Consider the following 19,944-nt stretch of genomic DNA (forward strand, 5'->3'; position numbering starts at 1 on the left):
GGTGGAGGTGGATCATCATGTTTATGATTGGCCTGACCTTTGCTCTAGTTATGCTCTTTGAATGGAACAAAATGCGCAAACAAAATAAAGACAAAAGAACAATACTCATTGTTCAAGGAATTTCTTTGTTTTTCTTCATCTTACTAGAGGTACTGTATGCGTTCCAATACAACTATACTATACCGATTATTTTAAATATTTGTATTGAACAGATTCATGCTTGGATGCGCGGGAAATAACTAGAGGCGGAGGAATTACCTTGTTGAAACTAAATCACTTTCAAATTCTTTCACTCTTTACATTGTATCTTGTCAGTTCTTTCATAGCATTTTTAGTTGGTCTATTTGTTGAAAAAGGTCAGTTTTCTACCCCGGTTGGCAGCATTATCGGAGGCTTTGCAACCCTGCTTCTCATTTACCCTGCCTATAAAGTGACCCTCTCCAGACCTAATCAATTCATTGTCCAATATGGGCATCAAATCGTAGGGAGAGTTCCACATTTCATATTCATGTATATCATCATTGTTATTGCATTCATTCTAGCCACAAGCAATTTAAAGGAATTATGTGATTTTCTGATTCTTGTCTATCTCCCCGGAACTCCAGAGTGGGCTATCGTTGGCGCTTTCGGAATCTGTATCGTTTATGCGATTCGATCTGGTCTTCCCACGATCTTTCGTGCTTCACAGGGTATTCTCATCCTCAGTATTGGAGCATTTCTCATCTTCCCATATTTAGTAAGAAGTGAAATCGATTGGAACATGGCCCCAGCTTTAGTATCGCACCTAAATTTGAATCAAGTTGGTGCAAGTGCTTTTAATATGACCACTCTTTTCGGAGCTATCTCGCACCTCTTTCTAGTCATACCTTATGTACAATCACCAGAGAAGATCTATCGTCCGATCTTGGGAGCAATTATCACCTCACTTATCATTATCATGGCACATCTTATCCCCATATTACTTATTTTCGGTCCTGACTTATCAGGCAACCTTACCTATCCCGATTTAGAGCTGATTCGTTCCATGCGGCCTGGTTCTTTTGTCGAAACACTGGATCCCATTCTCATGATTCTATGGTTAGTATGTTTGTTTGTGAAGATTAGTTTTATTCTTTATATTGCTGTAATCTGTTTAACACATATTACGGGGATGACAGACTATCGACCTTTATGCCTACCTAGTACTGCGTTTTGCTGTATCTTATCCATTTATTTCGCAAGGTCACAACCCGAGTTAAACCAATTTATGATTGGTAGTCTCCCCCCTCTTCTGTTCACTATGGAGTTTTTCATTCCTACCATTTACTGGTTAGTCAGCCTAGTGCGAAAACGCCAATCGTCTACTTGATACAAAAAGCTGTCAAGTTAAATGCTTGACAGCTTTTGAACAATACATGTTATTGACCTGCACTTGTTGGAGTACTATTGCTGAACGACTGAATATCAATAAACGGTGTTGCGCCACCCGTTACTTGTGGAAGGTGTCCATCCCATTTCTCCACAGCCTTCTCCTGTACTTCAATTTGTTTCAACTGAACGAGTTCTGGAGTTACCTCCTGTTTCTTCAGCTTCAAAGATTCAGCTTCGGCCTGAGCCTGAGCAACTTTTTGCTGCGCTTCAATCTCAATCCGCTTCAGGTCGTTACTAGCTTTGAGTGCTTGCTGCTGAGCGACTTGCTTCGCTTCAATGGACTGGTTAAACGCATCAGAGAAGTTAAAGTTAACGATGTTGACTTCTCGTACGGTTAAATCATAAGCAGCTAATCGCTTCGTGAGTTCTTCATTAATCTTTCCAGCTACCTGATCACGAATAGAGATCAATTCCTCTGCTTGGAACCTTGCCGTTACCTCTTTCACAATTTCTTGTACAGCAGGGTTAATAACGATCGTGTCATAAGAACCCCCGATGTTATTCATCAGCTTATAAGCAGAATCTTCATTAACCGAGTAGTTCACAACAACATGCGTTGATACCGGTTGTAAGTCTTTTGATGATGCTGTCGTATCTGTTTCTGTCTTGGCAACCTGAGTATTGACCTGAATCACAGACTGAATAAATGGAACTTTTAGATGAATGCCTGGTCTTAGTACATTTTCATTCAATTTACCGAAGGTTTTGTATAATCCGACGTGTCCAAACTGTACTTGAGTGAAACTATTCATTCCCACAATAGCTAATACAAAGATGATCACAATAATTGTGGCGATACGTCCTGCATGCGTATTTTTCTTCGGATTCTGATTGACTACTGTTTCCATTTGTTTCCCTCCACTTAGCTAGTTACTGCCATGCTGTATAGCGGCATTATGAATTAATACGGAACAATATGGAAAAGGTAACAAAACGATTTTAGAAAATAATTCATTTTCTCGATAAACAGGCACGAGCAAAAAACACTTTTTTTCGTAGATAGCGCAAAAGAAGTAGCGATTTACTAGCATGCCATAGGAATAATGAGGTACAATAACATCCGAATGGTTAGATCCTAGGTGAAACGGCCCGGCCGTTCTTAATTCGGAAGGAAGGTTTATTATTATGTATGTAGCTAACGATTGGAAAGATTACGAAATCATTGATACTGGAGACGGCGAAAAACTGGAACGTTGGAATGACGTCATCTTGCGCCGACCAGATCCACAAATCATTTGGCCTCATGTCAATGAGAGCGGTCAATGGAATGATGTTCATGGACATTACCACCGCAGCTCATCAGGTGGTGGTCAATGGGATATGAAAAAACAAACTCCAGAACGATGGACGGTGTCTTATGACCGCCTGAAATTTTATATTCGTCCGACCAGCTTTAAACATACCGGTCTGTTCCCTGAACAAGCGGCAAACTGGCGTTGGATGATGGACAAGATTGCTGGTGCTAACCGTCCGATATCTGTGCTTAATCTGTTTGCATACACAGGCGGTGCAACGGTAGCCGCTGCGTCAGCTGGAGCTTCGGTGGTGCATGTTGATGCCGCAAAAGGTATGGTCCAGTGGGCTAAAGAAAATATAGCATTGTCCGGTCTAGAAGACCGTCATGTACGCTTCATTACAGACGACGTCTTCAAGTTCGTACAACGCGAGCAACGTCGCGGCAACCGCTATGACGCCATTATTATGGATCCCCCATCTTATGGTCGTGGACCCAATGGTGAGATGTGGAAGCTAGAGTCGAGTTTGTATCCGTTTGTAGAATCCTGTCTTTCCATATTGTCGGATCAACCTCTGTTCTTCCTCATCAACTCTTATACGACGGGTATTTCTCCATCGGTATTACAGAACATCCTGTCCATGACGGTGAAGAAGAAATACGGTGGACGTATTTCCGCTGGTGAGCTTGGCCTACCGATTACGAAATCGGGACTCAATCTTCCTTGCGGTATTCTTGGCCGCTGGGAGGAATAATACATGTATACGGGGAAATCCGTAACGACGGGTCAACCGCAAATGAGTATTTTATACGAAGATAATCATTTGCTTGGTATTGAGAAACCTGTTAACGTACCTACGCAGGAAGACGCAAGTGGGGACCCCGATCTGCTGAACCTGCTAAAGTCAGATATTAAAGAACGCTATCAGAAGCCAGGTAACGTCTATCTAGGACTTGTACATCGGTTGGACCGTCCGGTTGGGGGTGCGATGATTTTCGCCAAGACGTCCAAGGCAGCATCCCGATTATCGGAAGCTGTGCGAAGCCGGAATTTTGATAAAACCTACGTTGCTGTCGTACGTGGTACACCCCCTCAATCTCAAGGGCGACTCATCCATCACCTACTGAAGGACGAGCGTACCAACACGGTGTCCATCGTCCCTAAGGGGACACAGGGTAGTAAAGAGGCTATTCTGAATTATTCTGTACTTGGAACTTCAGCATTAGATGATAAGCTTACACTGGTCCAGGTTGAACTACTTACGGGACGTCCTCATCAAATTCGTGTTCAGATGAATGCGATCGGCTGCCCACTGTATGGAGATCAGAAGTATGGTTCAGCTCATAATAAACCAGGCCAACAAATTGCTTTATGGTCCTTGTATGTGGGCTTTCCCCACCCGGTAACTGGAGATCGGATTAATCTGATCTCGCTCCCCCCACGAGAGCATCCGTGGAACTGCTGGGAAGAGGATTTATTTGAGAAAGCTTTGCCCATACACAATTAATACAAAAACATCGTCACTCCTTTCGTGGAACGACGATGTTTTTTTGTTGCTATATAATCAGGTCACCACTTTAGAGTTCCTTACCGTACTTCACTTCTCAAGGTTTGATAAACTATTACCGCTAGACAGACAACCATTAGAATCCCATTTTCCCAGATCATCTGAAACATCGATAAACCACTTGTCGAATCGTCATACCACATAAATGGAAAGATAGGTCCACCAAATGGCAGACTATCTAAATAGCTGGTTTCTACCAAATATAAAAGAACAAACATAAAGATGATGGAGGTGGCAATAGGTACTATTATATTTCGACTAATCATTCCAATAAGAAAAAATAACGGAACGAGTGCTACTTGAAAGAGATAAGATATGAAGCCATTCATCAAATTATCAATTAAGTTATGTCCAGGAATCCACTCGCCTTTCACTATCATAATCAGAACATGACTAATGATGGTATCGATGAGGTTATATCCAAGCAAAAATAACGCGATTAAGATTAATTTTGCAGTAATAATAGTTAGTCGATGCACGGGATAGGTAAATAGAACGTTTAGCGTGTTGTCTCCGTGTTCCCGAACCCAAGCATAAGAAGATACGATCGCGATGACTAATAGACCAGCTATAAGTATAGATATAATCTTTTCGTTTTCGAGATAATCCGTCCAATTCAGTAAGCTCCGATCCTTTAGCGCCTTGAAATCCATGTCTGATATTTTTATTAGAAAGAATAGAATAGGACATAGTAATGCTAGACTAATCGTTACTCCAAACGCCGCAGACTTTCTCATTTTCCGCCATTCACAATATAAGACTTCTAGCATTTCTGATCTCCCCCCGTCAATTTGAGAAAATGATCCTCTAGCGATTCGGAACAAAGTGAGATTTCGTTGACGATAACTCCGCCCTCTTGCAAGGCCTTATTAATCATTCCAGTGTCCTCTAATTGTTCATATATGCGAATACATCCCTTTTCCCAAACCGTATAATCCCTAATATGTAATTGTTGTTCCAACAACCATGTCGCTCGTCCATCATCGTTCACCCTAATTTCAGCGTAGGTTCGAGTCCGGCGTTGCAACTCAGCATAATCAAGCTGTTCGATCATTTTTCCACCATGAATAATCCCAATACGATTCACCATCTGTCCAATCTCACCCAATATATGACTGGAAATCAAGATAGTCATCGACCGTTTATTTCGCAATTCTAGTAACAATTCACGTATGTCTCGAATCCCCTTTGGGTCTAAACCGTTCACCGGTTCGTCTAGAATCAGACAGTCAGGTCGATGTAACAATGCCCTCGCGATCCCTAACCTCTGTTTTGTTCCTAAAGATAATTTACCAACCTTCTGATTGCCCATTCCTTCCATACCCACCAGTTTCAGATGTTCATTTATAGTATGAATGTCCGTAACACCACACATCCGTCTATGAATGTCCAAATGCTCGTGAACCGTAAGATTAGGATAGAATCCCGGCGTTTCAATTAGCGAACCGATCCGACTGAACGTTGCAGTTGTTGGTTTCTCATCGAACCATTCTATAGTTCCTCGCAAAGGCTTAACCAATCCAAGCAACATCCGAAATACCGTCGTTTTCCCAGCCCCATTTTGTCCTAGAAAACCATAAATATCTCCAGGTTCTACTGCTAAATTTACATCCTCAACAATCAACCTTGTGCCATACTTCTTCGTCAATCCATAGCTCCTAAGTATATATTTCATTTCACGCCCCCCCCATTTTATTGTTTGAAATCAAAAAGGATGATGCTATAATCCTACAGCTTCATCCTTAACTCCTTCATTCAATTACCTTACATCTATCTTAAATAATTTCCCATATAGGATTAGATTTTGAGCGAAGATTTGGGTAAAGTGAAGAAGAAAGAAGTCCTTACATTCGGTAGAGATGTTCCCCACAATTTGCCCCCTTGTTTGGTTGCAAGCTCCATGGCAATAGCTAGTCCCAATCCGCTACCTTTTACAGGCCCATTTCGAGAGGAGTCCACTGTATATAATCTATCAAAAATATGAAGCAAATGATCCTCTGATATTCCCGGCCCCTTGTCCCAAATCTCGATGAGCACCTCATCCTCTCTTTGGGACAAAGTTAAACCAATAACACCGCCAGCCGCTCCATACTTTAAGCTGTTAGACAATAAATTCCCAAGAATTCGTTCCACTGAGATTCTGTCAGTGCTCACAATCAAATCATTATCCGGGAAGCAAACTTCTCCCTTCGTTCCAGCATCCTCAATCTGCGGAATGTAAGATAACCATATCTCTTTTATCATAGCACTCAAATTGATCTCAGATCGTCGAAGTCCTACCTCATCGTCGTCCAATTTGGCAAGCTGGAAGAATGACTCTGTAAGCTCATATAATCTATTAGACTTTTGCCATATGATTTCGGTATATTGTTCCCTTTCTACCTCAGAAATGCTAGTGTCCTTTCGCAAAACCTCTAGATAACCAAGTACAGAAGTCAGAGGCGTTCGCAAATCATGAGAGATATTAGTAATCAATTTCTTTCTGGCACTCTCAGATTTATGAAACTCCATTTCCGTCAGCTGAAACTGATCTAGTAAACCATTAATTTCGCTTGTTAAACGCTGAAATGAACGATCTCGCGAGTGTGATCGAATACGAACGTTCCGGCTACCTTCTCTGGTCTGCCGTAAAGATGCAGCAACCTTATCCATCCGTTTGCTGGTACAATACAACACTACTATGATGCTTAAGATACTCAACAACACGGACAAGAAAACAGCTAATCCTATGCTTATCATAGTTCACCCAATTTGTAACCGATCCCTCTCACCGTCTTGATTATGGACGGCTGTTCCGGTACATCTTCAATTTTTCCTCGCAGCCTGCTAATATGTACCATGACCGTATTGTCGCCTTCCACAATTTGATCATTCCATATATTAAGATATAGATTTTCCTTAGTGAATACTTTACGTGGATGTGTCATGAATAACTCAAGTAACTGATATTCTTTAGCTGTTAACGAAAGATGATGTCCCTTTTTTGTCACGAGACATTGTTCTCGATCTAAAGTAATGTCGCCTATATATAACAAAGACATTTGCTCATGCTCTAGAGAGGGTTTGTAGTATTCATTCCGTCTCAAATGAGCCTTGACTCTAGCCATTAGTTCAAATACGCTAAAGGGTTTGGTGACATAGTCATCTGCGCCGCAACCAAGTCCTATAATCTTATCCGTTTCTTCCCCTTTGGCAGTTAAAATAAGGACTGGTATTGTACTGTGTTCCCTAAGCCTTCTCAACACTTCAAATCCATCGATCATTGGCAGCATCAAATCAAGGATGACCAAGTCATAGCTACTACTCTCAATACACACCATCGCTTGCCGACCGTCAAAAGCCTGCTCACTCATAATGCCTTCTTTGCCCAGATAAATACTTATTAACTGGTTAATCTCCACATCATCTTCCACGACGAGAACTCTTGCCATACTTGCCATTCCCTTCAGAAATCAACTTCTGCATACTTTTCAAGCTCGCCTTGATAATAATTTACTTCTTCCCCGAAATCTTACCCATCAAAAAAACGAGCAATTGCTGGTTATGGGTTGATATTTTGTCTAATACTCCGCTCAAATAGGTATTACGGAGTTCAATGCCACGCTGTGACTCCTCATGGCCTTTATCCGTAATCGACACCCACACGATACGTCGATCACTTTCATCACGATCTCTTCGAATCAACTCAACTCGTTCCATCCGATCTAGCAACATCGTTACAGCTGCTGGAGTCGTGGATAGGAACGGAATCAAATCAGATGGCTTAAGACTTCCTTGTTGCTCCAACACTTCAAGCACAGCCAATTGCGAAGTTGTTAATGTCGGTGCTAAGTTTAATTCCATATGGCTCTGATAATCCTTATAGAGAATATCCAATTGTCGGGCAAATTCAACAGTATGCAACATGCTCGCCCACCTTCATCGTATAATTTATGACATAAACAATTCGCCACCTCTACATAAAAATCCTGCATAGTCCCAAATTAATCCATATGTTGCGGAAGTCTACTCGTCAAAATTCGAAGAATAATCCATCACTAAGTAAAACAATGATGGGGTGAATGTATACCGAAGAGATAGTTAGGTAAAGGGGAGCATTTAGGGGATGTGATCCAGTATGTTCAAAACTGGGCAGAACGAGTTGCAGTAAGCAATTCGCCATATCAAAGAGAATTATCGAAACGAATGGAGTTTACCCGGGGACAATCTTAATTAATCCATGCCCACATATCTTTAGAAATGAAGAGGTCAGTGAAGATGTCATATCCTCAGATTATTTTGTGGGCTATGGATTTAAGAAGAATTCAGTGCACTTGCAGCAAGCTATTATCCTATATTGCATGGGGATTCATTTAGATTACTTAACTTTAAAAGCCCAATTGTGAGAGTCTTCAAGTTGTCCACGCTGCAAGGCTGTAATTGTATCATAGAGCCTTTGGGATAATTCACCTGTTTTTCCACCAGAAATCTCTATATTCAAGTCACCTAAACTCAACGATCCTATTGGTGATATTACAGCGGCCGTACCCGTGCCGAAGGCTTCCTCAAGCAGCCCTTGAGCGCTAGCCTCGAATAATTCCTCTACCGAGATCACTCTTTCAATAACTGGATATCCCCAATCCTGTAGTAAAGTAATGACAGAATCGCGGGTGACCCCTGGTAGGATACTTCCTGTCAATGCAGGAGTAATGATCTCCCCATTTACTTTAAAAAATACATTCATACTTCCGACTTCTTCGATATATTTGTGTTCTTTTCCGTCTAACCATAGAACTTGAGAGAACCCTTTCGTCTTCGCAACTTCCTGAGCCTTGATCCCTGATGCATAGTTTCCAGATGTCTTTACTTCTCCTGTCCCACCACGAACCGCGCGCACGAATTGTTGCTCCACATATATCGAAACCGGATGTATCCCCTCAGGGTAATAGGCACCTACAGGTGACAGAATAACCATGAACTTATATTCCTTAGAAGCTCTAACACCAAGTGCCGGCTCAGTAGCAATCATGAACGGCCGAATATAGAGTGCATTCTCTTCCCCATCAGGTATCCATTCCTGATCAATTTCAACTAGCTTAGCAATGGCCTCTAGCACAAATTGAGTATCCACTTGCGGCATACTCATTCTTTCACAGGAGTTATTTAACCGCTGTAAATTCATATCGGGTCGGAACATTACAATCTCTTCTTGGGGTGTACGGTAAGCTTTCATCCCCTCAAATACCTCTTGCCCATAATGAAGTACCATAGCTGAAGGATCTAGAGCTATCGGTCCATATGGAACAATTCGAGCATCATGCCATCCGTTCTCATCGGTATAGTCCATAATAAACATATGGTCTGTAAAATATTTTCCAAAACCCAATTTGTCACTTGCCGGTTTGTCTTTTCGATTATCACTAAGGTTAATCTTCAGTTCACTCATCATTCATTTCCTCCCACGTCATGTTACTTTAATATTACTATATACATCTACGATCCATTGTTCAATATTATAATATCAATTATAATCATAGCTTCTGGCTATGGTGATCATCAACACAAAGAGCCCCACCAACCTAAGTCAGCGGAGCTCTGTACAAATGAATTATTAACTAATTAGATACATGCTCTGGAAACGATAACAAGAAGAATGAACAAGACCAAAATTACTCCAGTTGATGTCCATAATCCAACTCCGCCTAATTCGCCCATGTGTATCCCTTCTTTTTTCAGCTTACATTTCATCCTATTCTAATGTAGCTATATCGACAGGGCTTCTTGTACTACACTAGGCTTATTATACTGTCTAAATTATCAGAGCTTGTATTAACAAAAACAAACCCGTTGTTTATATAGACTTTTGGCATCATAATATCTATTATCATAGTTATTAACAATGAATGGAGCTGATACTCCTTGGAACATCGATTGTTAGAATATTTTGTAGCGGTTGGCGAAGAGCTACACTTTACTAAGGCTGCAGAAAAATTAAATATATCCCAACCTACGCTCAGTCAACAGATCCGTATACTGGAGCAAGAAATGGGAACACCTTTGTTTCATCGTTCAGGTAAGAAGAACTATTTGACGCAAGCAGGACATATCCTGATGGAACATGCACGTCGAGTGTTTCACGAAATAGATCAAGCGAAATTAGAAATAAATGAATTGGCGGGAATGAAGCGTGGCAAGTTGACCCTCGGTTGCTCGGGTAATCATTTGCTCCTGAATACACTCATTTCTTTTCACCGACAATTTCCTGGAATTGAGCTGACTATAACCGAATTGGCTACTGAGGAAACCTGTGAAGGATTACTACATAATAAACTTGATCTAGGTGTTGTTTTCTTACCCATAAAACACGAACAACTAGTAAGCACTGCACTTTATAACGAAGAACTGGTACTCGCCGTCTCATCTCTTCATCCTTACGCCCAATTGGCAAGCATCCGTTTGGAACAACTTTCTGAGCTTCCACTCATATTATTTCCACATAAATTTCTAGTTCGCCAAATACTCGATTCTGCTTGTGCGGAAATAGGCATCACATTACACCCCATCTTAGAATTATCCACCATGGAGTCCCAGTGGCAAATCGCTACGCAAAATATCGGAGGTACTGTGCTTCCAGCAACTTACGCCGGTACTATAAGAGACGAGCGAATCGTTATCGTTCCACTAGCCAAACCCACCCCACAGAAAAGCGTCGGAATCGTTCATCGCAGAGATATGTACATGGACTCAGTCACAATGGCATTCATTGATCATTTGACTCGAAATAATAGTTTTGGGGCAAGCGCCGTGTCTAGTTAAATTGGAATAATCGCCCGAATAGCCTTGAAACAGTCTAGTTTCAAGGCTCTATTTCATAGCTTTATGTATCGATTGGAAGTTTCATTTTATGAATATACTATGCTTATCTACTTCCAGCGCGCTCGATGTCAGATTAATGGCTAACTCCTCCAGTGCGGATAGGCTTGCCATAATACAGATTATATATAGTAGTACAGAAACTTGTAAGAAAGGCATTAATAATGGAAAGATGAACATCATCATACCTGTTATCTTGTTCCCATAAGTATGAAGAATAGCAAAGGACTTATATTTCATCAGAACAATAACTATCGATGATACTCGAATCAAACCAATAACAATAATCCAAATAACAATAACTTTTGTAAGATGAACAATTGGATACAATATGACGAATAACACAATGGTCATAATCAAGTCTGCTACAGTATCAAGCTTAGCGCCAAGCCTACTCGATACTCCTGTCCTTCTAGCAATATATCCATCCAACATATCACTTAACCCGCAAGCAATATACAAAACATAGAAAACAATGCTTAATGGCTTAACAACTAATAAAACTAAAGATAACAGCATTCTACTAAACGATAAGAAATTAGGAATGGATTTCATCGATTTCGGATAAGCAGATTGCCTAGCTCTATTTTCGTACCAGCGTGCGCTTGATTATTACATTCTAAGATGACCTCGACTCTATAGGTGCCGGAGTTAATAAATCGAATCGTTTGATTTCCAAGGCTAACCGTTAATACATCATCTTGTTCATCATAATCATCGAACAAAGCATATACGATTTCCTTGTCACCCTTAGTTAACTCACCGTATATAATGACTTCGGAAATTCCCTCAATGCCGTTCTCTCGACTATTAGGAACCATATATTGTTCCATATAGTTCTTTGACTTCTCATCATTTAGTTGTTGGAGAAAAAACTGAAAGGGTACCCCTTTAAATTCAGGCAAGTAGGAGTTCCGCCAAGGCATCGTCTTATTCAGAAGATTGAAGAACCAGCGGAATTTCAAAGGCTCAGGCGCAGAGACAGGAATATGATGGCGAAGAAGCTTGTGGTAGGTCTCATCAATATTCTCAACTTCTAATCCAAAACCAATCAAGCCTCTATGCCCAGCAAGATATTTAGTAGTCCAATCTGCAATCCATCCCCCGCCATCTTTCGTTTTGATTCTCACTAGCTCAAAATACTCATGTCCAATCCATATATTCGACACCTTGAATCCCTTAGTACCTTTTCCCCATTTAGGCTTATAAGGCAGTCCTATCGCATGAATTCTACTGATTATGTTGTTATCTTCTTGTATGGACTTATCAACATTGACTACTAAATGATCAATCTTCAAATGAACACCTCTCCATCGTTATGTACATTAAAATATATTAATTGTTGATATAGTGCAATCACAATCATTTTTCTCACAAATAAAAAAAGGCCTAGATAAACGGTTTATGCCGCTTACCTAGGCGTAAATTTACTACATAACTAACAATTCCACAACCTCGTCGTTCTTTTCTAGAGGGGCCATAGACTTGCCTATAGATTTACGATCACTAATCGGTGCTGATTCAGAACTGAACTGGTGTCTACCACCGTCCTTAGTTACTGCAATGATCGTCAATGCTTCCTTACAATGAAAACCACCAACCAAACGACTACCATTTGGCTTCACCCGTTTACCTTCTTTGAATTCAAAGCTTTGCATCCCTTTGCCACCACGGCTCTGCACAGGATAATCGAGCAGTAGACTACGTTTGGCATATGCAAGATCTGAGACGACGAGCAATTCACCCTCATCGCCTTCTACCCATAGAGCGCAAGCGACCTGATCGCCTTCTTTGAGCGTAATTCCTCTAACGCCTGCAGATACGCGGCCCATCGGGTTCACTTCATTTTCAGCAAAACGGATAGCCATACCTTGCTCTGTAAGAAGTAGAATGTCCTGATTATTACGGCTAACCGTAACACTCAGCACTTCGTCGCCATCTCCAACTTTACAAGCCGCAATAGCTCCTGAACGCTTCGTTTCGTATTCTTTGAGCTCCGTTCGCTTCACTTGTCCACGTTTTGTAACGAATACAAGGCTCAGATCACTCTCGTCAAAGTTCCGCAATGGGATGACGCTGACGATACGATCCTCTTTGGACAGCGGGATCACATTAACAATCGCCGTACCATTGTCTTTCCACTTGAATTCCGGAATCTGATGAACAGGTAGAAGGTAGTATTGGCCTTTTTGAGTAAAGATCAATATATTCTGAAGTGTATCAACATCGAGCAGATGCTTGATGTAGTCGCCTTCTTTCACCCCTGAGCCATCTCGTTCTCCACCCGAGCGTGTAAACGATAGCATACTTGTACGTTTGATGTATCCTTCGCTCGACAAAGTGACAAGGACATCCTCTTGTGCCACCATAACTTCAAGATTTACCTTGAGTTCTTCTACTTCACCTTGAATGACCGAACGCCGTTCGATGCCGTATTTCTCCCGGATCTCCAGCATTTCCTTCTTAATGACGGCAATTAATTTCTTATCGCTGTCCAGAATCCCACGTAAAATGGCGATCTTCTTCTGCAGCTCATCTAGATCCTTTTGCAGTGCAGTAATCTCTAGATTCGTAAGACGATACAACTGTAAAGTAAGAATTGAATCTGCTTGACGTTCAGTAAAACCAAACATCCACTGCAAATTGTTCTGAGCATCCTGACGATTCTTCGAGGCTTTAATTGCTGCGATAACCTCATCCAAAATGTTCAATGCTTTCACAAGACCTTCCAAAACATGCGAGCGGTCTTCTGCCTTCTCTAGATCGTATTGTGTACGGAAAGTAACTACCTCACGTTGGTGGGCAATATAAGCATCCAAAATTGCTTTCAGTCCAAGCTGACGTGGTGCCTTCTTCACAATAGCGACCATATTCGAGTTATAAGTTACTTGTAGGTCTGTTTTCTTCAACAGATAGGCAAGAATCCCTTGTGCATCGGCGTCCTTCTTCAATTCCACAACAATGCGCAATCCATTCCGTCCGCTCTCATCACGAACCTCGGCGATCCCATCAACCTTTTTCTCTAGTCGAATATTCTCCATCGAGTTAACTAGACGGGATTTGACGACCTGATAAGGTACCTCTGTAATGACGATCTGTTGTTTGCCCCCACGTAGGGTTTCAATTTCCGTTTTGGAGCGGATGTAAATTCGGCCTTTACCAGATTCATAGGCATCACGAATACCATCTTCGCCCATAATAATGCCACCGGTTGGGAAATCCGGGCCTTTAACATGCTTCCGAATCTCTTCCATGCTGAGGTCCGGCTTCTCCATCACTGCGATACAGGCATCGATCACCTCACGTAAATTATGAGGAGGAATTTCGGTAGCAAAACCGGCGGAAATCCCGCTGACCCCATTTACTAGCAGGTTAGGGTATCTTGCAGGCAACACGACCGGTTCCATCGCGGTATTATCAAAGTTATCCTTGAACGGTACCGTACGCTTATCGATATCTCGTAACAATTCAAGTGCAATCGGTGAAAGTCTTGCCTCCGTATAACGCATAGCCGCTGCCGGATCATCATCCTGCGAGCCCCAGTTCCCATGACCATCTACTAGTACATGCCCCATCTTCCAGGGTTGCGCCATCCGCACCATACCGTCGTATATCGAAGAGTCTCCATGTGGGTGATAGTTACCCATGACATCTCCAACGGTTTTAGCCGATTTACGGTAAGGCTTGTCCGGTGTATTACCGGAGTCGAACATAGCGTATAGAATCCGCCGCTGTACAGGTTTCAAGCCATCGCGCACATCGGGAATGGCACGGTCTTGAATAATGTATTTGGAATACCGACCGAATCTATCACCTACGACTTCTTCCAGATAGGCCGGCAAAAAGTTCTCCAACATGCTCAAATCAAGTCACCTTCTATTCCTCAAACTCTGTAAAATCTACATTTTCAACGATCCAACGTTTCCGCGGATCAACCTTGTCTCCCATTAGCGTAGATACCCGACGTTCGGCCTTAGCGGTATCTTCGATTTGCACTTGAAGTAGTGTCCGTGATTCAGGATTCATTGTCGTTTCCCACAATTGATCTGGATTCATCTCTCCAAGCCCTTTATAACGCTGTAACTCAAAATTCTTGCCAAATTCCTTCAAATAATTTTGAAGTTGTTCGTCACTCCACGCGTACCTGATCGTCTCGAGCTTGCCGGAACGTCTAGTAATCTTATACAGTGGCGGTTGCGCAATATAGATCCGACCTTCATCAATTAATGGCTTCATATAGCGGTAGAAGAAAGTCAATAACAACACCTGAATATGGGCTCCATCTGTATCCGCATCCGTCATGATGATTATCTTAGAATAATTACTGTCTTCTATGGAAAATTCTGTTCCAATTCCTGCGCCAATTGCAGCAACAATCGCCCGATACTCATCATTCTTCAGAATATCAGCAAGTTTTGCCTTCTCTGGGTTCATCGGCTTACCTTTGAGTGGCAAGATTGCCTGAATTCTCGAATCACGCCCTTGCTTCGCTGAACCTCCTGCCGAATCACCTTCGACGATAAACAATTCAGTACGCGTAAAATCTTTCGATTGGGCTGGAGTTAGCTTCCCGCCAAGATTGGAGCTTTCACTCCGCTTCTTACCGGTCCGCATTTCGTCACGAGCCTTACGTGCTGCTTCCCGCGCTTTCGAGGCTTGAACCGACTTCTTGATTAGAGATTGAGCGACCTGAGGGTTCTCTTCTAAGAACAGCGCCATTTTCTCCGATACAATAGCATCCACCGCACTTCGAGCGGTAGCACTACCGAGCTGATCCTTGGTCTGACCAACGAACTCCACCTCAGACATCTTGACGCTGATGACAGCCATCATCCCTTCCCGCAAGTCGCTTCCTTCGAGGTTCTTATCCTTCTCTTTCAGGATGCCATTCTTACGGGCATAATCGTTCATAACCCGGGTATACGCCGTCTTAAAGCCCGTTTCATGTGTTCCTCCACCACGTGTAGGAATAGAATTGACGAATGAAGCCAATGTCTCTGTGTACCCTGCATTATATTGCAGAGCAACTTCAACCTCAATATCATCTCGCTCGGAAAAATAATGGATGACATCGTGGAGTACATCTTTCCCTTCATTCAAGAACTGAACGAATTGACTAGCTCCACCTTCATAGAAGAACTCATCAGAACGATCCGAGCGTTCATCCTTCAAAGTTACCTTTAGTCCTGAATTTAGAAATGCAATCTCTTGCAAACGTTCAGCAAGCGTATCGTAGTTCAGTCCAATGCCATTAGGAAATACGCGAATATCCGGTTTGAAGGTAATCTTCGTGCCGCTTCGGTTCGTATTTCCGATAATTTCCAGGCCGCCAACCGGTTCTCCTACATGCTCTTTACCTTGCTTGTCCACCCAATATTCGAAACGCTGACGGTGTATTTTACCTTTACGATAAATATCGACCTCAAGCCATTCGGACAGTGCATTAGTAACTGAAGCACCAACGCCGTGTAGACCACCGGATTTCTTATAACCGTTACCGCCAAACTTACCTCCTGCATGCAGTATGGTAAATACAACCTGCGGTGTAGGAATCCCTATCTTATGCATCTCTGTTGGAATACCACGTCCATTATCAATTACCGTTACCGACCCATCTTTATTCAAAGAGATATCGATTTTGGAGCAAAACTTCGCAAGATGTTCGTCAACGGCATTATCTACGATCTCCCAAACCAGATGATGAAGGCCCGAAGAGCTCGTACTGCCGATGTACATACCTGGTCTTTTGCGTACCGCGACAAGCCCTTCGAGCACTTGAATGTCGTCCGCGTCGTATCCCGAAGCCGTGCCACCAGGCATGTTCCCGGAAGCTCCGCCATCGAACAAATCGATCTGTTCGGCCATTCATGCTCCCCCTTTATGCTTCTTTATGATGTAGTTCAAAAAGTCATCTTCTTGAACACTCACAATATGTAGCAAATTTATTTTTCAAATGCAAACAAGTGTTTTGTTACCCTTGTCCATTCTAATTCAAGATATCCTGTTTCGTAAAGACAAGGAATGAAACAAACAATGAACAAACCGCCCAAATAGCCAATACTGTGATGGAAAACCCGAGTGTCATCCCTTCGATTGGGGCTGGAGATCCAGCTAAATAATCAGTCAAGCCCAGATTTACCATAAATAAATATTTCGCACTTGTCCATGCAGATGCCATATTCGTTAGTATATTCCCCGCAATCAGTGCCGCCATCATGATCACAATACTGGCTGCCGTACTTCTAACGAGTACCGATACCATAAAGGCAAGTATGGCGACAATCACACTGACATACCATACTAATCCCGCTTGCATAAATAAGTACTGCCATTGAGGAACGGCATGCACTCCGGAAATATCTACTTCAGATCCATTCAGAACAAATCCAGTGAGCACGGGCATATTAAATCCCCCATAATCAAAGAACAGTCCTGAGATCAAGTAACAAATAACATAAGCAGACACCACAATAAGTGAGACGAACATGAGTAAAGTGATCAGCTTGCTAAGCAGCACCTTCCATCGCCTGATCGGACGGGTCAGTAGCATTTTCACTGTACCTGTTGTTCGCTCAGAAGAAACGATATCAGATCCAACACCCATGATTAAAAGTGGAATAAACAACGTTGCTGCATTATTCAGAAATTCCCTGGTAAATGATACGCCACCCGTTTGTTGTGGGTTAATATCATGTTCCAAATAGTACTTCATTTGCTGAATATAAATCTTGCGATATTTCTTCCATTCCTCCGGTACTCGATCACTGCCAAGCGAATTCTGATTGTCTGTGATCGCCTGCTGAACCTGTCTACGCCAATCATCACCATACTTCTCTTGACTGTTCATGGCAACCCGGAGCTGCGCATAAGCGAAGATAGGTACAAGCACGAATAGAACAAGCAAAATGAAATAAAACCGCTTCTTCTTGATCATTTTAATTGTTTCATTCTTGACCAAGGATATCATCCTATTCAATGCCTTCACCTTCCGTCATTTCCAAGAACAGTTGTTCCAGAGTAGGATTGATCTTCTGTACAGATTCGACCAGAATGCCTTGATTGACCAATTGCGACACAAGAGCAGCAATATGATCAGGAGACATCATGGTGACAATTGCATGTTCTCCTATTCCCGCCAGAATCGAAACATCCAGAACACTGTCCGGATCTGTAACAATATGTATCCCCGCTGACCTCAGCAAGGCTTCTCCCTTCTGCCTTGGATCGAGCTTCCATATAACATAATTCGCGCCATCCGCTATTAATTCCTCCACCGTACCTACAGCCAATACACGTCCATGGCTAATAATCGCAACTCGGTCGCAAAGTAATTGTATCTCACTAAGTAAATGACTTGAGACAAAGACGGCCATTCCTTCTTCAGCTAACCTACGGATAAACACACGTAACTCCTTAATCCCCTTAGGATCAAGTCCATTGGTTGGTTCATCCATAATCAGCAGTTTAGGCTGCCCTAACAAAGCTTGAGCAATTCCCAATCGTTGCCGCATTCCCAGCGAATAAGTCTTCACTTTATCATGAATCCGTGCACTAAGTGCCACGATCTCAACCACTTCAGTGATCCGCTTTGTATCTACTCCTGGCATCATACGAGCAAAGTGTTCTAGATTCTCCCACCCCGTCAAATATGTATACATTTCAGGGTTTTCTACAATCGATCCCACATATGCCAAAGCCTGTTCCGGTTGTCTTTGAACATCATATCCACAAATCTGAACATACCCTTCTGTCGGACGGATCAGATCAACTAACATCCGGATCGTCGTTGTTTTACCTGCACCGTTTGGACCTAAGAAACCGAAGATTTCCCCTGATTGAACCTCAAAGGTAACATCTTTAACAATCCATTTCTTCCCGATCTTTTTCTTTAAGTGTTGTACCGACAAAACGGTTTGATGATTGTCTATTGCAACATTACTCTTAGCCGTCATTGTCATCACTCCTTATGCCCTTCATTCTTAGCTATCCCTTGAACAATACGCTCTGCTATCGCCTGATACCCTTCACCATTCGGATGGAAGTGATCACTGGACAAATAGATTGACCCATTATTCTTGAATAAATCATAGGTTGGCACGATCAGTGTGCGCTCGTATGAATTCATTGTCCGCATCGCAATATTATTCCATTGATTAACGGCTCTGTCCCCCATATCCTTCATACCTTCCAGATCGGAGAAAGGGTTATACAAACTCACATATACAAGTTGTGCACTTTGGTTTATGCTAGTTATCTTTTCCACAATTTTCTTAAAATTTTCACCTGCTACCTCCACCGATGCCTCAAGATCCTTCTCCGTCGGAAGTGCTCCACCCTTCAGGTACTGTTGATTTCCTTGAAATAGGTCATTCCCACCAATGGACAATACAATAATACCCGCCTTTTTCAATGTGTATTGCGTACCTTGATCGTCCAATAATGGTAAAAGCTTAGCGGTCGTTAACCCGTTTATACCTAAGTTATTTACTAATTTAGACTTCGTCCCATCTTTTACCAATAAATCAACACTTCTACGTACATAGCCTTTACCTGTATCATCACCCGTCCCTTTGGCGAGTGAATCGCCAATCGCCGTCACATCCAGCGCCGATTCAATTGCCGGAGCCGGCAATGTATTTTGCAGAGGAGACTGTGACTCGGTAGTCATCGTACCTAAGGGATTCATTATATCGTTGACCGCATAGAGAAAACCAATTATAAGTAACAACGTCGACACGCCTGAGATCAAACCTACCGTCGTCCAAATTTTAGTTGTTGAATTCATTATGAGCCTCCAGTTCCTCATGTCAGTCTAAGTTATGTAATTAACATAAAACTTCTGAATTCAATATGCAAATTTTGCAGCAAAAAAATACTAGC

At 42.2% G+C, this 19,944-nt stretch carries 20 protein-coding genes; 5 read left to right on the forward strand and 15 right to left on the reverse strand.

The window, feature by feature from the left end; genetic code table 11:
* Window positions 1-17: 17 nt before the first annotated feature.
* Both IEW05_RS11480 and IEW05_RS11485 read left to right on the forward strand, forming a co-directional pair.
* A complete protein-coding gene (locus IEW05_RS11480) occupies window positions 18-239 on the forward strand; it encodes a hypothetical protein (protein WP_188538799.1) in 222 nt (73 codons plus the stop codon).
* Window positions 240-259: 20 nt separating this feature from the next.
* Entirely contained in the window at window positions 260-1,348 is a 1,089-nt protein-coding gene (locus IEW05_RS11485; protein ID WP_188538801.1) for a GerAB/ArcD/ProY family transporter, read from the forward strand.
* Between the two features lie 49 nt (window positions 1,349-1,397).
* On the opposite strand, the gene IEW05_RS11490 is transcribed toward IEW05_RS11485, so the two are convergent.
* On the reverse strand, window positions 1,398-2,258 hold the full coding sequence (locus IEW05_RS11490) for a prohibitin family protein (RefSeq protein ID WP_188538803.1): 861 nt from the start codon (window positions 2,256-2,258) through the stop codon (window positions 1,398-1,400).
* Between the two features lie 277 nt (window positions 2,259-2,535).
* Between IEW05_RS11490 and IEW05_RS11495 the strand changes: the two genes are divergently transcribed.
* Window positions 2,536-3,399 (forward strand): class I SAM-dependent methyltransferase, encoded by an 864-nt coding sequence (locus IEW05_RS11495; RefSeq protein ID WP_188538805.1) that lies wholly within the window; start codon window positions 2,536-2,538, stop codon window positions 3,397-3,399.
* Window positions 3,400-3,402: 3 nt separating this feature from the next.
* Window positions 3,403-4,152 carry an RluA family pseudouridine synthase gene (locus IEW05_RS11500; protein WP_188538807.1) on the forward strand — a complete coding sequence of 250 codons (750 nt, stop codon included), beginning with the start codon at window positions 3,403-3,405 and terminating at the stop codon, window positions 4,150-4,152.
* Window positions 4,153-4,232: 80 nt separating this feature from the next.
* Here IEW05_RS11500 and IEW05_RS11505 read toward each other — a convergent pair whose 3' ends face one another.
* From IEW05_RS11505 to IEW05_RS25770, 7 genes are all read right to left on the reverse strand, one after another.
* On the reverse strand, window positions 4,233-4,982 hold the full coding sequence (locus tag IEW05_RS11505) for an ABC transporter permease (RefSeq protein ID WP_188538809.1): 750 nt from the start codon (window positions 4,980-4,982) through the stop codon (window positions 4,233-4,235).
* Complete coding sequence (locus IEW05_RS11510) at window positions 4,976-5,887, reverse strand: ABC transporter ATP-binding protein (RefSeq protein ID WP_188538811.1); 912 nt, start codon at window positions 5,885-5,887, stop codon at window positions 4,976-4,978. The genes IEW05_RS11505 and IEW05_RS11510 overlap by 7 nt, the downstream gene beginning before the upstream one ends.
* A gap of 122 nt (window positions 5,888-6,009) precedes the next feature.
* Window positions 6,010-6,951, reverse strand: a complete 942-nt coding sequence (locus tag IEW05_RS11515) for a sensor histidine kinase (RefSeq protein WP_194434118.1) — start codon at window positions 6,949-6,951, stop codon at window positions 6,010-6,012.
* Window positions 6,948-7,643, reverse strand: coding sequence for a response regulator transcription factor (locus tag IEW05_RS11520; RefSeq protein ID WP_229753345.1), 696 nt, complete (start codon window positions 7,641-7,643; stop codon window positions 6,948-6,950). Before IEW05_RS11520 ends, IEW05_RS11515 begins: the two co-directional genes overlap by 4 nt.
* A 61-nt stretch (window positions 7,644-7,704) precedes the next feature.
* A complete protein-coding gene (locus IEW05_RS11525) occupies window positions 7,705-8,115 on the reverse strand; it encodes a MarR family transcriptional regulator (protein WP_188540831.1) in 411 nt (136 codons plus the stop codon).
* Window positions 8,116-8,569: 454 nt separating this feature from the next.
* A complete protein-coding gene (locus IEW05_RS11530; protein ID WP_188538817.1) occupies window positions 8,570-9,640 on the reverse strand; it encodes a branched-chain amino acid aminotransferase in 1,071 nt (356 codons plus the stop codon).
* A 170-nt stretch (window positions 9,641-9,810) separates the two neighbouring features.
* The gene (locus tag IEW05_RS25770) at window positions 9,811-9,906 is read right to left on the reverse strand and encodes a YjcZ family sporulation protein (RefSeq protein WP_229753346.1); all 96 of its coding nucleotides are present in this window, start codon (window positions 9,904-9,906) and stop codon (window positions 9,811-9,813) included.
* A 204-nt stretch (window positions 9,907-10,110) separates the two neighbouring features.
* On the opposite strand from IEW05_RS25770, the gene IEW05_RS11535 reads away from it, so the two are divergent.
* Window positions 10,111-11,007 carry a LysR family transcriptional regulator gene (locus IEW05_RS11535; protein ID WP_188538819.1) on the forward strand — a complete coding sequence of 299 codons (897 nt, stop codon included), beginning with the start codon at window positions 10,111-10,113 and terminating at the stop codon, window positions 11,005-11,007.
* A gap of 81 nt (window positions 11,008-11,088) precedes the next feature.
* Here the strand turns inward: IEW05_RS11535 and IEW05_RS11540 are convergent, their stop codons facing one another.
* From IEW05_RS11540 to IEW05_RS11570, 7 genes are all read right to left on the reverse strand, one after another.
* Window positions 11,089-11,619, reverse strand: coding sequence for a CDP-alcohol phosphatidyltransferase family protein (locus IEW05_RS11540; protein WP_188538821.1), 531 nt, complete (start codon window positions 11,617-11,619; stop codon window positions 11,089-11,091).
* Complete coding sequence (locus IEW05_RS11545) at window positions 11,616-12,362, reverse strand: hypothetical protein (RefSeq protein WP_188538823.1); 747 nt, start codon at window positions 12,360-12,362, stop codon at window positions 11,616-11,618. The genes IEW05_RS11540 and IEW05_RS11545 overlap by 4 nt, the downstream gene beginning before the upstream one ends.
* A 132-nt stretch (window positions 12,363-12,494) precedes the next feature.
* Window positions 12,495-14,927 (reverse strand): DNA topoisomerase IV subunit A, encoded by a 2,433-nt coding sequence (parC, locus tag IEW05_RS11550; protein ID WP_188538825.1) that lies wholly within the window; start codon window positions 14,925-14,927, stop codon window positions 12,495-12,497.
* A 13-nt stretch (window positions 14,928-14,940) separates the two neighbouring features.
* Complete coding sequence (parE, locus tag IEW05_RS11555; protein ID WP_188538827.1) at window positions 14,941-16,929, reverse strand: DNA topoisomerase IV subunit B; 1,989 nt, start codon at window positions 16,927-16,929, stop codon at window positions 14,941-14,943.
* Between the two features lie 121 nt (window positions 16,930-17,050).
* Window positions 17,051-18,031 carry an ABC transporter permease gene (locus IEW05_RS11560; protein ID WP_373285830.1) on the reverse strand — a complete coding sequence of 327 codons (981 nt, stop codon included), beginning with the start codon at window positions 18,029-18,031 and terminating at the stop codon, window positions 17,051-17,053.
* 1 nt (window position 18,032) lies between these two features.
* Complete coding sequence (locus IEW05_RS11565; protein ID WP_188538831.1) at window positions 18,033-19,016, reverse strand: ABC transporter ATP-binding protein; 984 nt, start codon at window positions 19,014-19,016, stop codon at window positions 18,033-18,035.
* 5 nt (window positions 19,017-19,021) lie between these two features.
* Window positions 19,022-19,849 carry a GDSL-type esterase/lipase family protein gene (locus IEW05_RS11570; protein ID WP_188538833.1) on the reverse strand — a complete coding sequence of 276 codons (828 nt, stop codon included), beginning with the start codon at window positions 19,847-19,849 and terminating at the stop codon, window positions 19,022-19,024.
* Window positions 19,850-19,944 lie beyond the last annotated feature (95 nt).

The sequence above is a fragment of the Paenibacillus segetis genome (assembly GCF_014639155.1).
GTDB classification, from domain to species: Bacteria; Bacillota; Bacilli; order Paenibacillales; family Paenibacillaceae; genus Fontibacillus; species Fontibacillus segetis.

Bases quoted from the DNA above. Each gene is read 5' to 3' on its own strand.
- IEW05_RS11505 (WP_188538809.1), bottom strand. From the start codon at position 4,982: ATGCTAGAAGTCTTATATTGTGAATGGCGGAAAATGAGAAAGTCTGCG.
- IEW05_RS11560 (WP_373285830.1), bottom strand. From the start codon at position 18,031: ATGATATCCTTGGTCAAGAATGAAACAATTAAAATGATCAAGAAGAAG.
- IEW05_RS11530 (WP_188538817.1), bottom strand. From the start codon at position 9,640: ATGATGAGTGAACTGAAGATTAACCTTAGTGATAATCGAAAAGACAAA.
- IEW05_RS25770 (WP_229753346.1), bottom strand. From the start codon at position 9,906: ATGGGCGAATTAGGCGGAGTTGGATTATGGACATCAACTGGAGTAATT.
- IEW05_RS11495 (WP_188538805.1), top strand. From the start codon at position 2,536: ATGTATGTAGCTAACGATTGGAAAGATTACGAAATCATTGATACTGGA.
- IEW05_RS11480 (WP_188538799.1), top strand. From the start codon at position 18: ATGTTTATGATTGGCCTGACCTTTGCTCTAGTTATGCTCTTTGAATGG.
- IEW05_RS11570 (WP_188538833.1), bottom strand. From the start codon at position 19,849: ATGAATTCAACAACTAAAATTTGGACGACGGTAGGTTTGATCTCAGGC.
- IEW05_RS11490 (WP_188538803.1), bottom strand. From the start codon at position 2,258: ATGGAAACAGTAGTCAATCAGAATCCGAAGAAAAATACGCATGCAGGA.
- IEW05_RS11565 (WP_188538831.1), bottom strand. From the start codon at position 19,016: ATGACGGCTAAGAGTAATGTTGCAATAGACAATCATCAAACCGTTTTG.
- IEW05_RS11540 (WP_188538821.1), bottom strand. From the start codon at position 11,619: ATGAAATCCATTCCTAATTTCTTATCGTTTAGTAGAATGCTGTTATCT.
- parE (WP_188538827.1), bottom strand. From the start codon at position 16,929: ATGGCCGAACAGATCGATTTGTTCGATGGCGGAGCTTCCGGGAACATG.
- IEW05_RS11510 (WP_188538811.1), bottom strand. From the start codon at position 5,887: ATGAAATATATACTTAGGAGCTATGGATTGACGAAGAAGTATGGCACA.
- IEW05_RS11500 (WP_188538807.1), top strand. From the start codon at position 3,403: ATGTATACGGGGAAATCCGTAACGACGGGTCAACCGCAAATGAGTATT.
- IEW05_RS11520 (WP_229753345.1), bottom strand. From the start codon at position 7,643: ATGGCAAGAGTTCTCGTCGTGGAAGATGATGTGGAGATTAACCAGTTA.
- IEW05_RS11515 (WP_194434118.1), bottom strand. From the start codon at position 6,951: ATGATAAGCATAGGATTAGCTGTTTTCTTGTCCGTGTTGTTGAGTATC.